The 21995-nt window shown below is 64.5% G+C and carries 24 protein-coding genes; 11 read left to right on the plus strand and 13 right to left on the minus strand.

Annotated elements, in window-relative coordinates; translation table 11 throughout:
- Positions 1–181: 181 nt before the first annotated feature.
- Positions 182–1426 (minus strand): ABC transporter substrate-binding protein, encoded by a 1245-nt coding sequence (locus HMPREF3227_RS05365; protein ID WP_066485177.1) that lies wholly within the window; start codon positions 1424–1426, stop codon positions 182–184.
- 273 nt (positions 1427–1699) lie between these two features.
- Between HMPREF3227_RS05365 and HMPREF3227_RS05370 the strand changes: the two genes are divergently transcribed.
- Positions 1700–2719: a biotin--[acetyl-CoA-carboxylase] ligase gene (locus tag HMPREF3227_RS05370; RefSeq protein ID WP_066485182.1), complete on the plus strand. Its 1020-nt coding sequence runs from the start codon at positions 1700–1702 to the stop codon at positions 2717–2719.
- Positions 2720–3350: 631 nt separating this feature from the next.
- On the plus strand, positions 3351–3941 hold the full coding sequence (locus HMPREF3227_RS05375; RefSeq protein WP_066510905.1) for a hypothetical protein: 591 nt from the start codon (positions 3351–3353) through the stop codon (positions 3939–3941).
- 78 nt (positions 3942–4019) lie between these two features.
- Here HMPREF3227_RS05375 and HMPREF3227_RS13270 read toward each other — a convergent pair whose 3' ends face one another.
- The 4 genes from HMPREF3227_RS13270 to HMPREF3227_RS05390 all read right to left on the minus strand — a co-directional run bounded on the left by HMPREF3227_RS13270 (position 4020) and on the right by HMPREF3227_RS05390 (position 5849).
- Positions 4020–4193 carry a hypothetical protein gene (locus HMPREF3227_RS13270; protein ID WP_156435889.1) on the minus strand — a complete coding sequence of 58 codons (174 nt, stop codon included), beginning with the start codon at positions 4191–4193 and terminating at the stop codon, positions 4020–4022.
- A gap of 114 nt (positions 4194–4307) precedes the next feature.
- Positions 4308–4496, minus strand: a complete 189-nt coding sequence (locus HMPREF3227_RS05380) for a hypothetical protein (RefSeq protein ID WP_066485190.1) — start codon at positions 4494–4496, stop codon at positions 4308–4310.
- Entirely contained in the window at positions 4493–5239 is a 747-nt protein-coding gene (locus HMPREF3227_RS05385; protein WP_066510907.1) for a polyphosphate polymerase domain-containing protein, read from the minus strand. Before HMPREF3227_RS05385 ends, HMPREF3227_RS05380 begins: the two co-directional genes overlap by 4 nt.
- Positions 5229–5849, minus strand: a complete 621-nt coding sequence (locus tag HMPREF3227_RS05390) for a DUF4956 domain-containing protein (protein WP_082750272.1) — start codon at positions 5847–5849, stop codon at positions 5229–5231. Before HMPREF3227_RS05390 ends, HMPREF3227_RS05385 begins: the two co-directional genes overlap by 11 nt.
- A gap of 185 nt (positions 5850–6034) precedes the next feature.
- Between HMPREF3227_RS05390 and HMPREF3227_RS05395 the strand changes: the two genes are divergently transcribed.
- From HMPREF3227_RS05395 to HMPREF3227_RS05410, 4 genes are all read left to right on the plus strand, one after another.
- Positions 6035–6496: a hypothetical protein gene (locus tag HMPREF3227_RS05395; RefSeq protein ID WP_066485202.1), complete on the plus strand. Its 462-nt coding sequence runs from the start codon at positions 6035–6037 to the stop codon at positions 6494–6496.
- Between the two features lie 41 nt (positions 6497–6537).
- Complete coding sequence (locus HMPREF3227_RS05400) at positions 6538–7725, plus strand: 5-(carboxyamino)imidazole ribonucleotide synthase (protein ID WP_156452974.1); 1188 nt, start codon at positions 6538–6540, stop codon at positions 7723–7725.
- A 26-nt stretch (positions 7726–7751) separates the two neighbouring features.
- The gene (gene purE, locus HMPREF3227_RS05405) at positions 7752–8252 is read left to right on the plus strand and encodes a 5-(carboxyamino)imidazole ribonucleotide mutase (protein ID WP_066510917.1); all 501 of its coding nucleotides are present in this window, start codon (positions 7752–7754) and stop codon (positions 8250–8252) included.
- Positions 8253–8345: 93 nt separating this feature from the next.
- Positions 8346–8801 carry a YdcF family protein gene (locus HMPREF3227_RS05410; RefSeq protein WP_231724979.1) on the plus strand — a complete coding sequence of 152 codons (456 nt, stop codon included), beginning with the start codon at positions 8346–8348 and terminating at the stop codon, positions 8799–8801.
- Between the two features lie 656 nt (positions 8802–9457).
- Here the strand turns inward: HMPREF3227_RS05410 and HMPREF3227_RS05415 are convergent.
- Positions 9458–9838: a hypothetical protein gene (locus HMPREF3227_RS05415; protein ID WP_156452973.1), complete on the minus strand. Its 381-nt coding sequence runs from the start codon at positions 9836–9838 to the stop codon at positions 9458–9460.
- A gap of 19 nt (positions 9839–9857) precedes the next feature.
- Here HMPREF3227_RS05415 and HMPREF3227_RS05420 point away from each other — a divergent pair, with 19 nt between their 5' ends.
- The 3 genes from HMPREF3227_RS05420 (at position 9858) to HMPREF3227_RS05430 (ending at position 11928) form a co-directional block, all read left to right on the plus strand.
- Positions 9858–10247, plus strand: coding sequence for a hypothetical protein (locus HMPREF3227_RS05420; RefSeq protein WP_066510933.1), 390 nt, complete (start codon positions 9858–9860; stop codon positions 10245–10247).
- 65 nt (positions 10248–10312) lie between these two features.
- On the plus strand, positions 10313–10825 hold the full coding sequence (locus tag HMPREF3227_RS05425) for an RNA polymerase sigma factor (protein WP_066510939.1): 513 nt from the start codon (positions 10313–10315) through the stop codon (positions 10823–10825).
- Positions 10826–10836: 11 nt separating this feature from the next.
- Positions 10837–11928, plus strand: a complete 1092-nt coding sequence (locus tag HMPREF3227_RS05430) for a hypothetical protein (protein ID WP_066510943.1) — start codon at positions 10837–10839, stop codon at positions 11926–11928.
- Here the strand turns inward: HMPREF3227_RS05430 and HMPREF3227_RS05435 are convergent, their stop codons facing one another.
- Positions 11929–12987 (minus strand): ribonuclease HI, encoded by a 1059-nt coding sequence (locus HMPREF3227_RS05435; protein WP_066485246.1) that lies wholly within the window; start codon positions 12985–12987, stop codon positions 11929–11931.
- A 243-nt stretch (positions 12988–13230) separates the two neighbouring features.
- Here HMPREF3227_RS05435 and HMPREF3227_RS05440 point away from each other — a divergent pair, with 243 nt between their 5' ends.
- Both HMPREF3227_RS05440 and HMPREF3227_RS05445 read left to right on the plus strand, forming a co-directional pair.
- Positions 13231–14394, plus strand: a complete 1164-nt coding sequence (locus HMPREF3227_RS05440) for an NRAMP family divalent metal transporter (protein ID WP_197429500.1) — start codon at positions 13231–13233, stop codon at positions 14392–14394.
- Positions 14394–15164, plus strand: a complete 771-nt coding sequence (locus HMPREF3227_RS05445; RefSeq protein ID WP_066485252.1) for a putative hydro-lyase — start codon at positions 14394–14396, stop codon at positions 15162–15164. The genes HMPREF3227_RS05440 and HMPREF3227_RS05445 overlap by 1 nt, the downstream gene beginning before the upstream one ends.
- A gap of 76 nt (positions 15165–15240) precedes the next feature.
- Here the strand turns inward: HMPREF3227_RS05445 and HMPREF3227_RS05450 are convergent, their stop codons facing one another.
- The 6 genes from HMPREF3227_RS05450 to HMPREF3227_RS13275 form a co-directional block, all read right to left on the minus strand.
- Positions 15241–15858, minus strand: a complete 618-nt coding sequence (locus tag HMPREF3227_RS05450) for a GntR family transcriptional regulator (RefSeq protein WP_066485258.1) — start codon at positions 15856–15858, stop codon at positions 15241–15243.
- A 50-nt stretch (positions 15859–15908) separates the two neighbouring features.
- Positions 15909–17639 (minus strand): acetyl/propionyl/methylcrotonyl-CoA carboxylase subunit alpha, encoded by a 1731-nt coding sequence (locus HMPREF3227_RS05455; protein WP_066485264.1) that lies wholly within the window; start codon positions 17637–17639, stop codon positions 15909–15911.
- Positions 17640–17643: 4 nt separating this feature from the next.
- A complete protein-coding gene (locus HMPREF3227_RS05460) occupies positions 17644–19185 on the minus strand; it encodes a 5-oxoprolinase subunit B/C family protein (RefSeq protein WP_066510948.1) in 1542 nt (513 codons plus the stop codon).
- Positions 19185–19946 (minus strand): LamB/YcsF family protein, encoded by a 762-nt coding sequence (locus HMPREF3227_RS05465; RefSeq protein WP_066510956.1) that lies wholly within the window; start codon positions 19944–19946, stop codon positions 19185–19187. Before HMPREF3227_RS05465 ends, HMPREF3227_RS05460 begins: the two co-directional genes overlap by 1 nt.
- A gap of 207 nt (positions 19947–20153) precedes the next feature.
- Complete coding sequence (locus HMPREF3227_RS05470; RefSeq protein ID WP_066510960.1) at positions 20154–21521, minus strand: DNA methyltransferase; 1368 nt, start codon at positions 21519–21521, stop codon at positions 20154–20156.
- A 41-nt stretch (positions 21522–21562) separates the two neighbouring features.
- A complete protein-coding gene (locus HMPREF3227_RS13275; protein ID WP_141681502.1) occupies positions 21563–21892 on the minus strand; it encodes a hypothetical protein in 330 nt (109 codons plus the stop codon).
- Positions 21893–21995: the final 103 nt, after the last annotated feature.

Below are 21995 nucleotides of genomic sequence, written 5' to 3' on the forward strand. Positions count from 1 at the left end.
AGCTTGAGTGATGATGACGCGCTCCGTACGCCGGGGCGATGCGGCATCCTTGTGACGGACATCCTATCGCGTGAAAGTGTGACTTCAGCGAATTGCGGACCGTAGGGACGAGGAAAGCGTTTGAGAAAACGCGAAGGCCGCCCCACGACGGGGGCGGCGAGGCGTCTGTGAGGACGGTGAATTAGCCCTGCTGTGCCTGCTCGATGGCAGCCTTCATGTCGGCGGTGGCGTCGTCGACGGAGGTACCGGAGGTCAGGGCTGCGTAGGCGTTATCCTGCACGGCCTTAGAGATGGCGGTGTAGAACGGGGAGACCGGACGCGGTGCGGCGTTCTCCAAGGACTCCTTGAGTGCCGGCAGGTACGGGAACTGCTTGATCAGTTCCGCATCGTCGTAGATGGACGAGAGGACCGGCGGGAAGGAAGCCTCAGCGAAGGACTTCTGGTTGTCCTCGTTGACGATGAACTTCATGAAGTCCAGTGCAGTCTGCTTGTGCTCGGAGTTGATGTTGATGCCGTTGTTGTAGCCACCCAACGTGGACACGCCCACGCCGTCCTTGCCCACGAGCGGGGAGACCTCAACCTTGACGCCAGCGTCGACGGCGTTGGTGTACATGTACGGCCAGTTGATGGCGAAGGCGGTCTTACCCTCGGTGAATGCGAGGTTGGTCTCTTCCTCCGTGGCGGCGGTGGAGTCCTTGGAGATGACGCCATCCTTGTAGGCGTCGACCATGGCCTGGAGACCCTCCTTGGACTCGGTGGAGTCCACGTTGACGGAGCCGTCGTCCTTGAGGACGCTGCCGCCCCAGCCTTCCATGAAGCCGGCGGTATTGACGGTGAGGCCCTCGTACTGCTTGAGCTGCGTGGTCAGGCAGTTGGTGCCTTCCTTGAGCGCCTCACACGCAGACTTGAAGTCATCGAACTTGTTGACCTCGGTCGGGGCGAGCTCCGCGTTGCGGAAGAGCAGCTGGCCGTTGGTGTTCTGCGGCAGTGCGTAGAGCATGTCGTTGTACGTCGCGGATTCGACGGTGGCCGGCAGCAGGTCTGCGGTGTCGACCTCGAGGTCGCCGGTGAGCGGTGCCAGCCACTGGTTAGCGGCAAAGTCTGCAGTCCACACGACGTCGAGTGCCATGACGTCATAATCGGAGTTGCCAGCCTGCAAGGACTGAACGAGGGTCTCGCGCTGTGCGTCGGCCTCACCAGCAAGCTCGGCGAGGGTGACCTTCTCGTCCGGGTGCTCCTTGTTCCACGCTTCGATGATGGGTTGAATCTTGTCAGTATCGTTCTTGCCCATCGCGAAGGTGATGGGGCCGCGGCCGCCTTCGCCCGTGCCCTCTTGTGCTGCTTGGGAGCTGTCATCGGACGAGTTCGAGCAGCCCGTGAGCACCAGAGCGAGTGCCGCAGTGGTCGCGAGGATAGTCTTCTTCATGGAGTTTTCACCTTTCAGAAACAACAGTTGTCTCAAAGGTAAAATACCCACAGCGCTCGTGGCCGCTTTTTGTGGTTTTTCACGCTCAATGGGGGTAACGCGCATACCCCTCCTGCGCGAGAGTGGGGAGCGCCTGAACTGGCTGCGTAGGGCGGCGGGTCGACACTCGAAGGAAGGCCGTCGTGACCAGCGCATGCGACCAGAGATTCGCCCCAGCGATTCGCCGGTGGCTCGTTCTGTCCGCATGGACCGACGCGGGTAACGTGAAGAGCCATGAGCACTTATGACTTGGAGCGTATTCGCACCGCACTCGCTGAAGACTATGCCGTTATCGACTACGTCGAGGAAACCGGTTCGACGAATACCGATCTGATGCAGGCCACCGACGTCACTGATGGCACTGTTCGCCTCACTGATCTGCAGACCGCCGGCAAAGGCCGCCTGGGCCGCGTGTGGACCGCGCCGAAGGGCTCGCAGGTGACCTTCTCTGTTCTCCTGCTTCCTGAGTCCCTCGATCATCTGGGCACCTTGCCTCTCGCCGCGGGTTTGGCCGTCACCGACGCGATCCCCGGCACGGTCCTCAAGTGGCCCAACGACGTGTTACTCGACGGCAAGAAGCTCTGCGGCATCCTCGCCGAAGCCGGTCCCGTGGGCAAGGCCTTCAAGTCGGGCACATTCAAGTCCGGCGAAATGAACAAAGCAGAAATTAATAAGGCCGAAGTCAATAAGGCAGAAATTAATAAGGCCGAAATCGCCCCGAAGACGGAAGCCTCCAAGCTCGAGGTGTCCAAGGTCGAGGTCGCGCCGAAGACTGAAGTCAATAAGGCAGAGATCAACAAGACTGAGGTAAATAAAGCCGAAATCAACAAGGCTGAGGTCAATAAGGCCGAAATCAATAAGGCTGAGGTGGCGCCGAAGACGCAGGGCGGCAAGGCGCCGTCCGCACGCGTCGTGCTCGGCATGGGCATTAACGTCTCCATCGCGGAAGAGGAACTGCCGGTTCCCACGGCTACCTCGCTTGTGCTCGCGGGCCGCGAGGATGACCGCACCGGGGTGGCCATCGCAATCCTCAAGGCGCTGCGCCACCGTATCGAGCAGTGGGAGAACCAGGATCCGCAGCTCATGGATGACTACCGCAAGGTCTGCTCGTCGATTGGACTCAATGTGCGCCTCGAAGCCCCGACCGGGGATGTCACCGGCATCGTGGAAGGTGTTGCGGAGGACGGCCGTATCAACGTCGGCGGCGAATACTACTCGGCCGGTGACGTCATTCACCTGCGCCCGACCGACTAATTTCGAGTCTGCGTCTTCTACGAGGGGATAGGATAAGAGAGTCTTTCTCTTCCTATCCCCTCATTTGCGCGCACTGCGCGGAAAGGTGCCTCGACGTGGCTCGACGTTCTCTTTTATCCTTCCGTCGTTCCTCGCGCATGCTGTCGGCTGCAGCGCTGATAGCCGTAGCTTTCACCGTCGGGGCGTGCAGCGAGGGCGGTTCCTCCGAGCCGCGCACGAGCACCATCACGGTGCGGCCGTCGGAACAGCCTGGCGAGGGCGCTCCTTCGGCGTCCGCCGCCGACCCCAGCGAGGGCGTGGCACAGGACGCGCAGCCCGCGCCGTCCGGTGACGATTCTCTCGCAGAGGCGTACGGGCGCATCCTTGATAATCCACGCTCGGTGAATTTCAACTACGACTACAGCCTGCGGACTTCACGAGCGAGCGGAAGCTACCAGTATGCGCTCGCTGACATCACGGGGACAACACGCCGGAGCTGCTCCTGTGCGATTGCAACTACGACGTCAGCCCCGTCGTTGCCATCAACGGTGCGGCCAATCCGGCGAATCCGGTGGTCTCCGAAGACGTCCTCATCAGGGGTGCTGCCGGCGCGGGCGGTGGACGCTATGGCCTCTCGGTAGGCAACGGTGGGATGTATCAAATCGAATGGCACTCGCTGCGTCCGGAATCCTATGCGACTAAGTTCGGCATGCAGGATTCCCATCTTGTGAAAACTGCTGAGAAGGTCGAGATCCAGAATCCGAGCGAGTTGGGGGTCACGGCCGTGAATTTCGTCGACGTATCGGACCGTTCGGTACTGAGCAACGCGGGTCTTGGGACGGCATCGGCAGGCCCGGCCCAGACAGCAGCGAATACTGCTACTGCGCAGGAAAGCCAGCCCCAAGGTGAGAACGTGCTCAGCGGCACCATTAAGCAGATGACGGCGCGGGAAGTCATGAAGGGGCAGCCGACGCCGAATGGTGAGTCCCCGGACTTGACGCTCTGGGTGTTGGTTCTCGATAGCCCGCAGTCGTTGACGGGCAGGTCGACCGGTTACCGAGGAGCGTTAAGGACACGCCCTAACCAAGAGATGGTGAGCTTAGACGACCACGGCGAATGGTCTGGATATAAGGATCAACACGTGAACCTCACTTACGACCCCACGCAGTCGTGGTGGCCCAGCGACACCAGCCTGCCGCTGGGCAAGCTGCGTGCCTACCCCGTCGATGTGTCGGTGGGGTAGCACCCCTGAAACGCAGCAACGCAGCATCCCCGCCACACTCACGATGGAGCGGTGCGGGGATGAATTCGTGAGGGGACGTTAAGCCTGCGATGACAGGCCATTGCTCGAGGCGGTGCTGTTATCGGGTCGCCGACCTATGCCGCCAGCGGGGCCACCGCCCATGCCACCCTCAGCGGCTTCGCCCGCAGTCACTGCGGTGTCGGTGCCGTTGACGGTGACGGTACCCACGGCGGCATCCGAAAGCACGAGCACGACCTGCGCGTCCTCCGCGGCGTTGACGGTGATATCGCCTGCGTCGCCGGTAATCCGGTAGACGCCGGCCTCGGTGATATCGGAGCCGGTGAGGTCCTGAACGTCATCTATGGATCACTCGTCGTCCTTGGTCACCGTGTGATCGGAGTTCTCATCGGCTGCCTCGGAAGCTGACGGTGGGCGGGCGGTGTCGTAGGAGACGGACTTGGCGGTGGGAGTGTTCTCGGCGGCCTGCGGGGAGCACGCGGCGAGCATAATCGCTGCGGTTGCGGTCGCGATGGAGGCGAGGAGGGGCTTCTTCATGACAGGGTGTCCTTAAAGTAGTTGTTGATGACGCGGTTCCATTTATTCGAGGGCAGTGCCGGGTGCATGGTGGCCATGCCCGTGCCGAACTTGGAGACGCGGGTAGGGCGGTGGCCAAGGCCCCACAGGATTTTGTCGAGCGGGGAGGGGCGGGCGCTGGACTTTGTTTCAATGAAGACGACGTCGCAGTTCTCTAGGCGCTGGTTGGAGCGCTCTGAGCGCCACGTCAGTGCCGTGTCGATGGTGGCGCGGCCGACACCGCTGGGCCGAAGCGTTGCGCGCAGATAGGTGTTGTGGACGCTGGGGCTGAGCTGGCCCACGAGCTGGGGGTTGAGCTCCGCATCAAGGAAATCCAGCGCCTCGGGGGCGAGCCTGCCGCTGTGGGCGTACGCGGGCGCGATGGGCACGCGGTGCTTGACCGTGACTCCGCGCGGGCCGCGCGTTTTGACTTCGCAGAAGCCCAGGTTGGAGTCGACGTAGGTGTGCTGGCGAACCTTAAACCGGCGGCGGCGCTTCTGCGCAGTCATGCGGTAGGAGAGCAGGTCCGGGGTGTCGAAGTAGGTGGTGGCGTAGCGCTGCTGGCGCTTGCCATTGATCTCCAGCACGCGGGTATCGGCGGGGACCTCGTCGAGGAATGCGTGCAGCTCGTCGGAGTGGATGAGGTACTTGCGGTCGACGCGGGTCATCATGCGGGCCTCGGCGTTCATTTCGTCGAGGGTTATGGAGTCGAATCTACTGAACATGAGCCAACTCCGAGTGTGCGGCTTCGGCGTGCTTCGCCGTGGAGTCCTTGCGACGCTCGAGCGGGCTGCGGCGGCCGCGGACCTGGACCCAGGTCGTGTCGTTGACGATGTCGACGCGGTGGGTGGTCACGCCGAGGATTTGGGCATCGAGCATGTCTTCCAGCTCATCCTTGAGCTCATCCTGGTCGGTGATCGCGCGGTCGAGGGTCATCTCCTGGACGAAGTAGCCGCCGAAGAGCAGCTGGGAATCGACGATGACGAGGGCGAGGACGATGAGGATGATGGCGCCGATGGCGATGGGGTTGACCTCATCCGACAAGCCGGCGATAAGCCCTGTGGCGAGCGCGGCAAAGAAATACGCGATCTCGGTTTGGGAAATCTCGGAGGAGCGCAGTCGGATGATGGACAGGACGCCGAAGAGACCCAGGCCCACGCCGGCGGAGACTTCCATGTCGGCGAGCATGAGGGAGACGCCCAACACTCCGATGTTGACGCCGATGAAAGCGACAACCAGATCGGCGCGCTGGTGGCGGGGCAGGTAAACGGCAAAGACGAGGAGGACGATGGCGATGATGTCGACGCCCATCATGATTGCGATATCGGTGCTCATTGGAAGCAGACCTTTCTAACTCGGTGTCGCTCTTTACTCTGCGGCGCTGAGATGTGAGAACACTTTTGTTTCCTTCCACCTGCCTGTGGAATTACCGCAGAGTTTTCTAGGACGTTCGTTGAATGCTTCCTGTGAGCGTTGCAGGGTGCGGCTGTTGGGGCGAGGGACGTCTAGGATGAGGAGTCATGAATCTTATGAAGATGCGCCCGGGCGAGTATCCCGTCGTCGACGTGACGGCGCCGTATCGCTCGCTCATCTTCCCTGTCCTCGAGCTCATCCTCATCACGGGTCTCGCCTGGATCGGCATTGGCTACCTGGACGCACATGGCTTTGAAGCAACGGTGCGCAACGCCGTGGTGGTGCTCTGGGGCATCCTCGTGCTGTGGCGCTTTGTCCTGCCGGTCTATCGCGCACGCCGCCGTCGGTTCATCCTTACGACGACGCGCATTATCGCGCGGACAGGCAAGAAGATTGACTCCATTCCGCTTTCCGATGTCGTGGGCGTGCGCCGCCGCCGCGGCGGGATTTCGCTTGCTATTCGCGGCTACGATCGGGCACTTTATTTCCCGGATCTGCCGCGCACGAAGCGTATCGAGCGCGCCGTAGCCTCCGAACTGGAGCAGTACAGCTCGCCGCTGTGGCGCTAGCCATAAAGGCCGCGAGGGCGGCTAGTAGGATGTAGGGCGTGATTAAGACAGTAAGTGTTATCGGAGACGGCCAGCTCGCGCGCATGATGCAACCGGCGGCCGTTGAATTAGGGATCAAAATCCAACTCCTCGCCGGTGCCCCAGACTCCTCGGCGGCGCAGGTCATTCCTGCCGTGACGGTGGGGGACTATCACTCCACCGCGAACTGTCTCGCCGTCGCCGAGGGCTCGGACGCCGTCACCTTCGACCACGAGCACGTGCCTTCCGATGCCCTCGCGGCCATGCTCGACGCCGGCTACAGCGTCCAGCCCGCCCCGAGCGCCCTCATTAACGCCCAGGACAAGCTGGTGCAACGCCGCCGCATGCGCGAGCTCGGCGCACCAGTGCCGCCCTTCGCCGACATCTCTTCGGCGGAGGATGCCCAGAACTTCTGGAACGAGGTCGACGGTAACGTCTGTCTCAAGGCCTGCCGCGGCGGCTATGACGGTCACGGCGTGTGGTTCCCCAAGGACCTGACTGAGCTCGAGTCCCTCGTCGCTGAGTTGCTCGAGGCTGGCACCCCGCTCATGGCGGAGAAGAAGGTGGCGCTTACCCGCGAGCTGTCTATCCTCGTCGCTCGCAATCCCTCTGGTGAGGTCAAGGTCTGGCCGATCACCATGTCCGTGCAGGAAAACGGCGTCTGCGCCGAAGCCATCGCGCCCGCTCCGGATCTCGCTCCCGAGCTCGCACAGCGTGCCACGGATCTTGGCGTGCAGATCGCCACCGAGCTCGGCGTGACGGGCGTGCTCGCTGTCGAGCTCTTCGCCTACACCAACGACGAGGGCGCAGAGGATATCGCCGTCAACGAGCTGGCCATGCGCCCCCACAACACCGGCCACTGGACCCAGGCAGGCTCCATTACCAGCCAGTTTGAGCAGCACCTGCGCGCCGTCCTCGACCTCCCGCTGGGCGATCCGTCTGCCTCCGCGCCCATTACCGTCATGGCTAACGTGCTGGGCGCCGACGAGGATCCGGCTATGCCCATGGCTGACCGTGTCGTCGAGGTCGCTCGCCGTTTCCCTAACGCCAAGATCCACCTCTACGGCAAGGGCCACCGTCCGGGCCGCAAGATTGGCCACGTCAATCTCACCGGCAATGCCGCCGATGCCGCCACCGTCGCCGCCACCCGCCGCGACGCCAAGCTCGCCGCGTACTTTCTGGTCCACGCCGAATGGGCCGACCAGGCTTAACCCCCACTACTTTCGAGGAGAAGAATATGAATGCACAGGTCGGCCTCATTATGGGCTCCGATTCCGATTGGCCCACCGTCGAACCCGCCGCCCAGGTCCTCGCGGACTTCGGCATCCCCTTCGAGATAGGCGTGGTCTCCGCGCACCGTACCCCGGAGAAGATGCTGTCCTACGCCAAATCCGCTCACACGCGCGGCCTTAAGGCGATCATCGCGTGCGCCGGTGGTGCAGCCCACTTGCCGGGCATGGTCGCGGCCGCCACGCCGCTGCCTGTCATCGGTATTCCGCGTGCGCTTAAGGACTTGGACGGACTTGATTCCCTTCTCTCCATCGTCCAGATGCCCGGAGGCGTACCCGTCGCGACCGTCTCCATCGGCGGCGCCAAGAATGCCGGCTTGCTCGCCGTGCGTATCCTGTCCGCTGGCAACGCGGAGCTTCTGCAAAAGATGGTCGACTACCAGGCGAATATGGCTGCCGAGGTCGAGCAGAAAGACGCGAACCTCCGCGCCAAGTTAATGGGTGAGTAGCGCTTTCTTCGCGCGCATGCGCCGTACACACCGCCGGACTCACTGGCATGTGTCCATTCTTTGCCTGGTGGCGCAACGATTATGCTTATCCCCGTGGATCCTATCGTTGTTCTCGGCTCGCGCGTCAAGCGCGGGCGTCCAGGAATATTGCTCGAGGAGCGTTTGCGCGCGGCGATGGCTGCAGCGGTACCTGGGCAGACTTTCATCGTCAGCGGTAAGGGCGAGGCGCCCGCCATGCGTCGCTACCTCGAGGAGCACGGGTTTGATGGGGTGATCGAAGATAACGAGGCGACATCGACGAATGAGAATCTTGAAAATGCGTGGCGACTTGCCGGTGGGGCTGGCCGTCTCATCGTTGTAACTAACAATTTTCATGTTCTGAGGACGCGGTTGTGGGCCTGGCATTTGGGTGTTCCGGCCCGGGTCATTTCAGCTCCCACACCCTTTGATCAGCGCTTGGTTAACTATGCGCGGGAAATTGTCGCGACCCCGCATTCGGCCGGGCGGATCCTCTTTCGGAAAATAGTGCACTCCCTGTCGAGGGCGTAAATTGTGCGAAGTTACATTTTGCACTAATCGGTGTTGCACGCTACGCCCAGTGTAGTCGTCATACCACTGCCACCCATGCATGGTCCTGTTATGTGTTGACACCTTCCTAGGAGCATGCCTTGAACACTCCGGTATGGCCGCACAGTTCTTTGCGCCCGAGGCGGCCTTGCCAGGGGCATGCGCGGCCGTCATGCACAACATAACGGCGCTATCTATGCCTTCCTTGTTCGTCGTCTCGATGGGCGACGCGTGCAGGCATCGGTGCCCGCGCGGGAGCGCGGAGCGCAGCCGGTATAAAATTCCTCTGAGTGCATATCAATTCCACGGGGTGAGACTGTGGGGCGCACGTTTTCACCCCCGCATTCCGCCCCCATTTCTGTCAACCTATTGAACATGCACCTAAAAGCCCTGTTCGCGCCGATTGTTTAAGTAACTTTTTTATAACGGCGCCGCGAAGTCCTTTCGTATTACGTCAAAATGGTGCATATTTTAACTCACCCCACCATTTGATGAACCTTCGTGCAAGGGTTCATTCCATTTACTTGGCGGTGTATTGGGGCCCGCCAGGACATGCCGCCGCTCGGTTCCGTCGATGGGGAGCGCAACCTCTATCGAACGTCGAAAGCTGAGCGGCGGTGCCTTTCTTGGGGGCTGTCCTATGTCTGGGGAATTAAAGGCACCGAATCGAGACGCAGCGCCGGCATGATCTGATCGAGCGGCATGACGGCCAGATTCAGTGTCCCCTCGTAGCGGCCTTCCATCATGCCCACGGGGTGGATCACGCCGTCCTTGAGGGCGAAAACGGGGGCCAGAATCACCATGGTTACTTGTCGCTGCGAAGACGAGTCGCCCGGAACTGGTGCGGTACTGGTAGGTGCCGCGCTGAGGTATTTCCGCTGGTTGCGCTCATTGTGGCGGGCAAATTCAACGAATAGCCAGAGAAATGCAGGGCTCGTTGTAACGCTGTGCACCCAAACAACCACAAGGAGGGTGAAAGGCTTCCGGCAGGAAAGGATGCCAGTACGAAGCGCCATCACGAGAAGAAGGAGTCCTCTCATGAAAAAGGGAATCATCGCCATCACCACCGCCACCGTCGCCGTCCTTACCGCGGGTGGGGTAGCGATTGCCACGGGCGCGAGCGATGCCCCCGCCATGACTGCTGGCACGGAGGACATCCTCAAGCCTGGCATGGAGATGACGTTCACCGCGACGTGCCCCGACAACAGCACACGCGCGGACCTCACCACGAGCTTCGGTGCCCACGCCGTCCTGCGGCCGGCGGCAGATGCTGGCTACCTCATGGGCGAGATTACCGCGCCGGAGCAGATTGGCCCCGGTCCGGCTGACGGCTACCACACGTACACTGTTACCTGCGAGAACGGAGCGACGACCACCGCGCGCTTCGCCGACGCCGGCAACGGCACGGCCCAGACAGCTCGCAGCTAAACCGCACAGGCGGCCGACAGCTCACGCCGCGCCACCACCATAGGTACACCCCAAGAAAGCAGTCAGTGTCCGTCACCTATTTCCCCGCCGCGCGCCGGAAAGCCTTTAGCGAGGCTTTCCGGGCGCATTACCCTGCCGTGCGCGCGTTCTTTGCGCGCCGCGCGCCCGCAGAGCACGTCGAGGAATTCACCGCTGACGTCTTCGAGCGCGCCTGGGGCAACTTCGACCAGATTGAAGGCGACGTCCTCCCGTGGCTCTACGGCGTCGCCCGCAACGTCTTGCGCGAACACTATCGCGCGCAGGAGCGCCGTCCGCGGCTCGTGGATCTCGAGCAGCCGGAGGCGGATCCCCTGGCCGAGGATTTTGCGAGCCACAGCGATCTGAACCTCGATATCAACCGTGCACTGCTCACTCTCAGTCCCGCTGAGCGTGAGATTCTCACCCTCCACGCGTGGGAGGGCCTCACGCCGGCCGAGCTCGCTGAGGTCCTAGGTCTCACTCCCACGAACGCCCGCGTGCGTCTTCACCGCGCGCGCACCAGCCTCGCCCGCGCCCTTGACAGCGCCGGCTCCCACTAAGGACAACCGTCATGAACGATCCTCTCGCCCAACTTGCTGCGGCTAACCCCGTCCCCGACGAGTCACTCACCCCCGAACAGCAGGAGCGCGCCGACGCCCTCCTGGAACGTCTCACACAACCTGCCCAGAAGAAGCGCCGTCCCTTCCTCGTCGCTGCTGCGGCCGTCGCGGTGCTGGCCCTCGGCGTCGCCGTCATTCCGGGCTTGAGCAATAACGCCACGCCCCAGGCGACGGCGGAGGAGGTGCTTGCCCGGGCCGGGGAGGCATCGGCAAGCCAGGCGGATGCCCCGACCCTCGGTCAGGAGTACATGAAGCGCACGGACAGCGACGGCCAGGCCACCGTCACCACGGAATACGAGGTCCAAGCCGGTCAGCTGCGCCAGGACACCCGCACCGAGGGCACCTCCGCCGCGCTCGCGGACTTCGACCCCTCGCCCCGCATCACGCTCGCCCAGCTTGCCGATGCCCTCTCCGCCGACGCCCTGCGCGACCTCGCCGTCGCCACGTATGGCGACGCCGCGCTCGGCTCGCTCCAGCTTCTTTTGCACCCAGGGCTGACCTCCGCACAGCAGAAGTTCGTCTATGACAACCTCGCGGCGGCCGGCGGCAACGACCTGGGCAGCGCGGACATTACGGAGGGTGAAGACTCGCTCGTCACCGTCTACCGCGACGCGGACCACGTGAGCTTCAGTGTTCTACCGTCCACCGGCCAGATCGTGGAGGTCCATGGCCTCGTCGCCCCGGACGTGACTACCCGCGTCGAGGCCACGGCTATCCTGGGCTGCGTCTCCGTGACCGGACTCGAGGGCCCCGAACTGATTTCGCTCGCCTGCGCGGACAACAACTACCTCGTCCGTGACCTCAAGTGGTCGAACTGGGGTGCCGACTCCGCCCGCGCGGAAGGCACGGCCTTTATCAACGACTGTGACCCCAACTGTGCGGACTCTGGCTTCACAGAGCTGCCCGTCACCGTCACTGTGCGCAAGCCCCAGGAGTGCGGCTACAACGCGAAGCTCTACTCGAGGCTCGACGTCGCCTACGCGGACGAGCCCGCGCGCGACGAGACCTTCGACATCGGCTGCGACCAGTCGCCCACGAACTAACTAGCGCCCCAGCTTGCCCGGCAGTTGGCGCAGGATGTTGTCGATTTCCTTCCATGCGGTCGCGCGCGACTCTTTCTCGGGGAAGTTCGAGGCACGCAGACCCAGGTACGCGATGCGGTCCGCGGCGTGGTTGAGTGGGTCGCCCGCATGCCCTAGCACGCGGCCGATGGTCGCCTTGCCTTGCTTGTTGAAGTCCCGCCACGCCTGCTGGAAGCGCGAACGTGCGCCCGAGGAGACGCCGCGCCACGTGCGCCGCGACTTTGCGCCGCGCCCGCCGGCCAGGATATTGTCCACGGCCTCGAGCGCCGCGACGGAATCTGTCTCGATGATGACGCGCTCGAAGCCGTTCTTCAGCGCGTACTTGAGCGCGAGCGTGATGGTCTCCAGCTCGAGCTCGTCCGTGCCTGCCTTCGTCATCCGCGTGCGTAGCTGGTAGTCGCCATTGGAGGCGACGAAGCACATCGCGCCCTTAGATAGCGTGTCCGAGGACGCGTCAGTCGCAATGCGCACCTGCTGGCCCCGGCCCGCACAACGCGAGCGGTTGGGGAGCCAATGCGTGGGCGGCGCCTCGATCGCCGGCGCCTGCTTGGCAGGGCGCTCGCCTTCCTTCTTCGAGCGGCGCACGGCCTGGGCCTCGTGCTGCTTGCGCAGTCCGCGTGCCCGGTTGCCCGCTTTATTCTCGTCCGCGAACGAGCCGGTGACGAGGTAGCCCGCCCGGCGGATGCGCGTGCCCAACGCCGCCTGACGGCGTCCCACCACGACCCAGATGGGCTTGGGAACGCCTTTGACCGCGCGCTCGAACTCGGCGAAGACCTGGGGGTAGGGGTCCGCGTTCATCGTCTTGCCGGTGCGCACGAAGCGGCGCTTGCCGCCCGCCTCGACCGCGATGACCCAACCGTAGAGCTTGCCGTGCGGTGCCGACTTCCAGGGGATATCCCACAGCGCGATGGCCACGTGGGTGCGCGCGGAGATCATCTCTTGGGTGACCTTGCGCGTGGCGTAGGTGCGCGAGGACTTGCCCATGAGGGTGGTGATATCGATCGCGTCCTTTTTTGCCATGCCTCTAAGTTAATCGCACCGCGCCCGCCTGTGCGATTCAGGTCCGCGTCCCCGTTGCGCACCCTGGTTCTCGACGCAGCGGGGGAGTGGCCCGCCCCACCCTATTTACAGATTGTTGAACAAACCTCTATGATGATCGACATCACACACCTCTGCGACCCTCATCACTCAAAGGAGCCCATCGTGAGCACGGAAACAACGGCAACGCCCGTCCAGAAGAATCCGCCCAAGGGCATCGGCGCCATGGCCGGCGCCATGTTCCTCATGGCTACCTCGGCCATCGGCCCGGGCTTCCTCACCCAGACCTCGGTCTTTACCGTCCAAATGGGCGCGGCCTTCGCGTTTGCCATCCTCCTGTCGATCCTCGTCGACATCGCGGTGCAGCTCAACGTCTGGCGCGTCCTCGCCGTCTCCGGCCTGCGCGCCAACGAGCTGGGCAACACCGTCCTGCCGGGCCTCGGCTGGGTCATGGCGATCTTCGTCTTCATCGGCGGCCTCGTCTTCAACATCGGCAATATCGCCGGCGCGGGCCTGGGCGTCAACGCCATGCTCGGCATCGACGCGCGCTGGGGCGGCATCATCGCCGCAGCCATCGCCGTGTTCATCTTCCTGTCCAAGCGCGCGGGCGTGGCTCTCGACCGTCTCGTCGCCGCGCTCGGCGCCATCATGATCCTGCTCATGCTCTACGTTGCCATCGTCTCCCAGCCGCCGGTCGGCGAGGCCTTGAAGAATACGTTCCTGCCCGAGGAGATCGACTTCTTCGTCATCACCACGCTCGTGGGCGGCACTGTGGGCGGCTACATCACGTTCGCTGGCGCCCACCGCCTTATCGACTCCGGACTCACCGGACCGGAGAATATCAAGAACATCACGCAGACCTCCGTGTGGGGCATCATCATCACCGGCATCATGCGCGTCCTGCTCTTCCTCGCCATCCTCGGCGTCGTCGCCACCGGCGTGACCCTCTCCAAGGAGAACACGGCTGCGGACGCCTTCTTCCAGGCCGCCGGCCAGTTCGGCCTCCGCGCCTTCGGCGTCGTCCTCTTCGCCGCGGGCCTGTCCTCGGTCATCGGTGCGTCCTACACCTCCATCTCCTTCGTCACCACGCAGCAGGTCGCCCCGCGCACCCGCAACTTCCTAACGGTCGCCTTCATCGTCGTGTGCACCGTCGCATTCGCCATCATGAACTCCGCTCCGCAGAAGCTCCTCATCTTCGCCGGTGCCTTCAACGGCCTTATCCTTCCCATCGGCTTTGCCGTCGTCATGTGGGTCGCCTGGCGCCGCCGCGACCTACTGGGCGGTTATAAGTACCCTGCGTGGCTGCTGGGCATCGGCTTGCTGGCCTGGCTGCTCACCATCTTCATCGGCGTCAAGGCCTTCTCCGGCATCACGGCGCTGTGGGCATAATGATGATTCCCGAAGAGGTTCGCGCCGCAGCGCGCACCCAGGCGCTCACCACGACAGCGGGCCTGGCGCGCGGCTACATGCAAGCCAATCTGCTTGCCGTGCCCCAGGAATACGCCTTCGATTTTCTGCTTTTTGCGCAGCGTAACCCCAAGCCGTGCCCCATCGTGGGTGTCCTCGAGGCAGGGCAGTATTCCTCCGAGCTCCTGCCCGGCGGCGACATCCGGACCGATATCCCCGGCTACCGCGTCTTCCGTGACGGCGAGCTCATCGCCGAGCCTTCCGATGCCACCGCCTACTGGTCCCAGGACATGGTCGCGTTCCTTATCGGCTGTTCCTTTACCTTTGAGACGGCTCTCCTCGACAACGGCGTGCCCGTCGCGCACATCGAGCAGGGCCGCAACGTGCCCATGTACCGCACGACCATCCCCACGACCCCGGCGGGTGTGTTCTCCGGACCCATGGTCGTGTCCATGCGCCCCATCCCGGCCGCCCAGGTCGCCGACGCGGTGCGGATTACCTCGCGCTACCCGTCCGTTCACGGCGCGCCCGTGCACGTGGGCGACCCGGCCGCCATCGGAATTGCGGACCTCACGCAGCCAGACTTCGGCGAGGCCGTCGATATCCCAGCGGGCACCGTGCCGGTCTTTTGGGCGTGCGGCGTGACCCCGCAGGCCATCGTCATGGAATCCAAGCCGAGCCTGGCGATTACGCACCAGCCCGGCACGATGCTCGTGACCAACGCGCGGGACCTCGAATACCAGGTGCCGTAGTACAGGGCTCGTTGCCTCAACGCGCGAAAAATCGGCGCAGATGTGGCGATTTTGGCAGTGACACAGAGGGCGAGAGCTAGTCCAGTACGGCGAGGATCTTGTCGAGCGTGCCCAGCAGCGTCGCGCGGGAAAGCTCCGCGGCGTCCTCGCGCTTGCCTTCGGCAATGAGCGTGGCAAGCTCCACGTTGCCGTCGATGTGGGAGGCGTGGAGATCGGGGTAGCGGGGGATGACGCGCAGGAAGCTCAGACGCATGCGGGCGAGCAGGTTGGACATCTCGCGGTCGAGCGAGACGCTGCCCAGGCTCGCCACGAGGGCACGGTGGAAGCGCTGGTTGATATTCGACACCATTGCGTGGCCGGGCTCGTCCAGGTGCTCGCGCGCCGAGGCCGTGAGCGTGACCAGTGCGCCGGGGTCGTCGAACGTGCCCCACCGCACGCCAGCGGGTTCGAGGGCCGCGCGGGCCAGATAAAGATCGCGCACGAATTCTGCGTCCGGGACAGCGAGGAAGACGCCGCGGTTGGGCTTGCGGTGGACCAAGCCTTGTGCGCCGAGCATGGCGAAAGCTTCGCGCAGGGTATTGCGCGAGCAATCGAAGCGTTCGGCGGCGCGGATTTCGCTGAGCTGTTGGCCAGGCTCGAACTCGCCATCGGAGATAGCCTCGCGCAGGGCAGAGGTCACGGTGTCAGCAAGCATGCGTTTGACCTTACTCTACGGCGACGGAGTCCGAGCCTGGATTCACCGACTTAGGCGATGGTGGCGATGACCGTGCTGGGCGTGAGCTTGTCTCCCGGCTTCGCCTGGAGCGTGATGGTGCCGGTGTGCGGGGCCTTGATGGTGGATTCCATCTTCATGGCCTCGACGGTGGCGATGACATCGCCCTCGCTGACCTGCGCGCCGTTGGCGACGTGCCAGTCCACGAGGTTGGCCTGGAAGGGGCTGGTGACGGCGTTCTCGTCGGTGGGGGCGGCGCCGGTAGACGGTGCGGAGGAGGGGGCATCGGAAGGCGCGGTGAAGAGCTCGGCGGGGAAGCCGATGTTGACGAGCTTGCCGTCGATCTCCACGGCGACGGTGCGGCGCTGGGCGTAGATGGACTCCACCGGCGCGGATTGCACGGCGCCGCCCGGGCGGTAGTTGTGGTCAACCCAGTCGGTGTAGACGCCCGTGCCGGAGTCGAGGTTCACGAGGGCGGGCTCGTGGACCATGTCGCGGTGGAAGGGGAGCACGGTGCGCACGCCGTTGATGGTGAACTCCGTGAGTGCCTGCTGCGCGCGGCGTAGAGCGACCTCGCGCGTCGGGCCCCACACGATGAGCTTGGCGATGAGCGAGTCGTAGTACGGCGGCACGATGGAGCCGGAGCGCACGGCGGCGTCGACGCGGATGCCGGGGCCGGTGGGCGGCTCAAAGGCGACGATGGTGCCAGGGCAGGGCGCAAAGCCGTTGAGGATGTCCTCGGCGTTGATGCGGAACTCGAAGGCGTGACCGTGGGAGGCGGGATCCTCGGTGAGCGAGAGTTCCTCGCCCGCGGCGACGCGGAATTGCTCGGCGATGATGTCGACGCCGGTGACGACCTCGGTGACGGGGTGCTCGACCTGGACGCGGGTGTTGACCTCGAGGAAGGAGATGGTGCCGTCCTCAGAGACGATGTACTCGACGGTGCCGGCGCCGGTGTAGCCGACCTTCTGGCAGATGGCGCGGGCGCCCTCGATGATGCCCTCGCGCTGGGCGTCAGTGAGCCCCGGGGCCGGGGCCTCCTCGACGAGCTTTTGGAAGCGGCGCTGCGTGGAGCAGTCGCGCGTGCCGAGCACGACGACGTTGCCGTGGGTATCCGCGATGACCTGGGCCTCGACGTGGCGCGGGTGGGTGAGGAATTTCTCGACGTAGCACTCGGCGCGGCCGAAGGCCTCGCGGGCCTCGCGGCCGGCGGAGTTGAAGGCGCCCTCGATGGACTCGAGATCGTCGACGACCTTGAGGCCGCGTCCGCCGCCGCCGTAGGCCGCCTTAATCGCGATGGGGAGGCCGTGCTTCTGCGCGAACTCGCGGGCCTCCTGCCAGTCGTCGATGGGGTCCGAGGTACCCGGCGCCAGCGGGGCGCCGACCTCCTCGGCGACGCGGCGGGCCGCAATCTTGTCGCCGAGCAAGTCGATGGCGTCCGGCGAGGGGCCGACCCAGGTCAGGCCGGCGCCGGTGACGGCGCGGGCGAACTCGGAGTTCTCCGACAGGAAGCCGTAGCCCGGGTGGACGGCGTCCGCGCCAGCGCGCACCGCGATATCGAGGATGGCGGGGACGTTCATGTACGTATCCGCCGCGGTGTTGCCCGGCAGGGCGTAGGCCTCGTCCGCGACCTGCGTGTGCAGGGCACCGGCGTCGGCCTCGGAGTAGATGGCGATGGACTTCATGCCAAGGTCGCGGGCGGTGCGCGCAATACGCACAGCGATCTCGCCGCGGTTGGCGATGAGCACGGTCTGAATCTTCATGTTTTTACTTCTCCACAATCTCGAAGCGGACGCGGGCCCCCGGCGGGAGCTGGGCCGCGATATCAATGTCTTCTTCTAGTACCGTCGCCACGACGGGGTAGCCGCCGGTGACGGCGTGGTCGCGCAGGAAGACCACGGGCTTGCCGTTAGGCGGAATCTGGACAGAGCCCGCGACCATGCCCTCGGAGGGCAGCTCCTCGTAGCGGTTGCGCTCGAGGGTGACCTCGGAGTCGAGGCGCAGACCCACGCGGTTGGAATCCGGCGTGACGGTCCATTCGGTCTCCGTGAAGGCGTGCACGGCGTCGGCCGGGAACCAGTCGTCGCGCGGGCCGAGCACGCAGCGCAGACGGCCGACGGTGCGGCCGCTTTCCTCGGTGACGCGCAGCGGGTTGGCGAGCTGCGCGTCCGTCATGGCCGTCGAGCGCGGCAACACGCCGATGACGTCGCCCTTGTGGACGGGGTCTGGGCCGAGGCCGGAGAGAATGTCAGTGGCGGATGAGCCGAGCTCGGCGTCGGCGACGATGCCGCCGCGAACCGCGACGTAGGAGCGTAGGCCCAGCGTCGCATTGTCGATGGTGAGCGTCTGGCCCGCTGTGACGAGCACGGGGCGGGCGAGGTGAACCGGCATGGTGCCCAGCTTGACGCGGGCGACGGCGCCGGTGACGCACACGACGGTATCGGTGAGCGCACGCACCGTGAGCCCGCCAATGTTTTCGAGCACCGTCGCACCGCGGGGGTTGCCCACCGCGATATTGGCCGTCGCTGCGGCTGCGCGGTCCGCCGCACCCGAGGGCGTGACCCCCAGGTTGCCGCGCCCCGGGCGGCCGAGGTCCTGGTACAAGGTGAGCAGGCCAGCCTCGACGACCTCGAGGCGCGGCAGGCGCGCCGGGGCGCCGGCGTGGCGCGACGTATCCGGCAGCAGCTCCGGAAGCTGCGACACCGCGCGGTAGCGCACGCGGTCGCCGGGCTGGACGAGTGCGGGCGGCTGCGCTTGGGACTGCCACATGGGCGTCGTGGTGGTGCCGAGTAGCTGCCAGCCGCCGGGGGAGACGCGCGGGTAGACGGCCGAGAAGTCGCCCGCGATGCCCACTGCGCCCGCCGGGACGGCGGTGCGGGGCGTGGCGCGACGGGGCATCGCCAGGCTGCGGCCCGGGTCGGCCGGCGCGCAGTAGGTAAAGCCCGGCGCAAAGCCGCCGAACGCGGCGGTCCACTCGGTCGACGTGTGCCATTCGATGAGCTCGTCCGGGGTCATTCCCGCGAGTTGGGCGGCCTCCTCGAGGTCCTCGCCGTCGTACAGAACGTCGATTTCCACAGTGCGCGGCTCGGCGGCGGCGCGGCTGGCGGGCTCGAAGCTGGGGAGGAAACGCGCGGCCTCGGCGGCGGCGTTGGGGGTTTCAAAGGTGAGCAGGAGCGTGGTCGCGGCGGCGATGCAGTCGACCTGGTCGCGCAGCGGCTCGGACTCGAGTGCACCATGCCACGTCATGACCTGGTCCAAGCCGTCTAAGTCGATGAGCAGCGCGCGCGTGCCCACGGGATGGATACGCATTAGATGAAGCTCCGCACGTCGATGCCCTTATCCTTGAGCGTTGCCACGACGCTGCGCAGCATGTTCACCGCGCCCTGCGAGTCGCCGTGGGTACAGATGGACTGCGCGTCGACGTCGAGGCGCGTGCCGTCGTAGGCGGTAACCGAGCCGGTCTCTGCGACCTGGAGCACGCGCGCCGTGACCTCCTCGGGGGTTTCGAGCACCGCGTAGTCCAACGTGCGGGAGACGAGCGTGCCGTCCGGGTTGTAGTTGCGGTCCGCGAAGGCCTCGCGGATGACGGTCAGGCCATTCTTCTCTGCGATGTCGACGGCGACGCCGCCGGGCAGGAGCATGAGCGGGATATCGCCGAAGGCCTTGACGCCGTCCACAACGGCCTTGGCCTGCGCCTCGTGGTGGACGATCGCGTTGTACATCGCTCCGTGCGGCTTGACGTAAGCGACCTTCGTGCCAGCCGCGCGGGCCAGGGCGTCGAGCGCGCCAATCTGGTAGGTGACCTCGTCTGCAAGCTCCTCCGGCTGGTACTCGATAAAGCGGCGGCCAAAGCCAGCCATATCGTTGTAGCCCACGTGCGCGCCGATGACGACGTCGCGCTCGGCGGCCGCGCGGACGGTCTGCGCGATGGAGTGGGCATCGCCCGCATGGAAGCCGGTGGCGACGTTGGCCGAGGAGACCATCTCCAGCATCGCCGCGTCGTCCGCGACGGGGTTGCCTGCGGTGGTCTCTCCGAGGTCGGCGTTGAGGTCAATGCGCAGCGCGCTCATGTGGGGCCGGTCCTTTCTACTGTGACGCCCTGAGGTCCCGGGCGGGATTGTTGAACAATATGTTGTGTAGTGTAGCCCGCGTCACCCCATATTGTGAAGGCCGTTACGCTCTGCACTCCCGCATGACTACCCCCACTCGCGACATCATGATCTACGTTCAGCACATATAAGCCCCGGATCCATGGACGCAGAGGCCGCTCATATGTCCTAGAGGTAGATCGTCGCGCGGTGTCCAAAGACATCGCTGACTTCGACCTGCGCGCCGGGGCCCTCCACGGGTGCGACGGGTCCCGAATAGATCTCCGTGCCATCCGCAGTACTTACCGTCCACGTGGCCGCGAGCGCCAGCGGCTCCGCTTCATGAATCTCCGCTAGTTTCCGTGCGTTCTCCTCGTCAAGGCCCAACGCCGCCGCGACCGCGGAAACGTCGCGATACGCAAAGTCGACCAGAGCCAAGCGCCCATCGAGGACGCGAACCTGCGCGTCAATGACCTGGGCTTCCGCGGCGTCGACAAGAGCGCGTATCGGTACGCCTAACCGCGCGCGCATGACGCTCACCGCCGCCGCGCCCACATCACCCGTGATAAACCGTCGGCCGGTGCGCTGCGCCACCGCGGCCGTCGTGCCCGAACCGCCAAAGAAGTCAGCGACGAGCCCACCGGGCGGGCACGCAGCCTCGATGAGCCGGGCGAGTAGCTTCTCCGGCTTTTGGGTGTCGTAACCCAAACGTTCCGCGGCATTGCCTTTGATAATCGAGATGTCGTAAAAGACGTCGTCCTGCACTTTGAACTCCGAAGTGAAGTCGAAGAGCACGTCTTCATCGACCAGTTCGCGTCCGAGTTCCTTCACTCGTTTGCGCGCGCGGCCCGCGATGAGCCGATCCGTGCTCTCCTTGACGTCGCCCCAGTAGAGCTTGTCTCCGCGCAGCCGTCGCGCGTAACGCTTCTTGTATTCGCTTTCCGCGCCCTTGACCGGCTGGAAGTAATAGCGGTGCGGGTCGCGTGCATAGAAGTAAATCGTGTCATGGTTCTGCGGAAAGCGGCGCGTAGTCCGACTCATTTTGCCGTAGCGCCACACCAGCTCATTGATGAAGCATTCGCGCCCGAATATCTCGTCGAGCAGCACGCGCACATAATGGCCCACGTGCCAGTCGAGGTGCACCATGATGGAGCCGGACTCCGCGAGGAGCTCGCGCATGAGGATAAGCCGCGGCGCAAGCATCCCCAGATAGGCCGCTGTGCTGGCATCCGTAGCGCTCAGCTTTCCGATGCCGCCGTGCCCCCACGAGTCCTTATACGCCGGCCGCGTGATGTCGACGGCGCGTCCATCGGAGAGAGGCACCGTAACCGTCGCCGCGTACTCCGCGCGGGAGTCGAAGGGCGGATCGATGTAGATGAGGCCGACCGTGCCCGCCGCACCTCCGGCGAGAAGCCCCGCGAGGGCCTGCAGATTGTCGCCGTGCAGGATGGTGCCCTCGGCGTCCGTGAGTGGCGCGGCCGCGGCCTTCGCCTGCTCAGCCTCTTCGCGTGCGGCGGTGAGGATGCCGGGCAGGGCGGCGAGCAAGGAAGTGGGCATGGCAGAAATATACCTTGTAAGTTCGGTGGAAAACTGAGGGATTAGCGAGCTGTGCTGGAAGAAGCAGCGGCAGTTAGACGCAGCCAGGCACGCTGCAGGCTGGGACAGTGCTGGCGGGCGGCGTCAATATCCCAGTGATCACGGCCAAATTCGGTGAGGTGATCAGCAAACAGCGGACCCATCCGCACCTGTGTTCCCAGCGTAGATACGAACTCTTCTTTGAGCTCACGTGGAGCATATTCGTGGACGAGAGAGAGCAGAGTGCGTTTGGCATGTACTAGCGCCTCAGGTTCCCGTGGAATGGCGCGACGCGGAATGGAGAAATACTCGCTTATACCGTCCGCATCTCCAAGAAGCCAAGCTTTGGTCATTGTGCACGCCACCCGATAGAAAAAAGAGGGCACTGCTGGGGTGGAAAGGCGTGCTTGATGTCCGCTTATCTACATTCGCCCCCATTAAGGGTGAATCTTCAGA

Origin of the sequence: Corynebacterium sp. CMW7794 (assembly GCF_001563605.1) — a bacterium.
Taxonomy (GTDB): Bacteria; Actinomycetota; Actinomycetes; order Mycobacteriales; family Mycobacteriaceae; genus Corynebacterium; species Corynebacterium phoceense.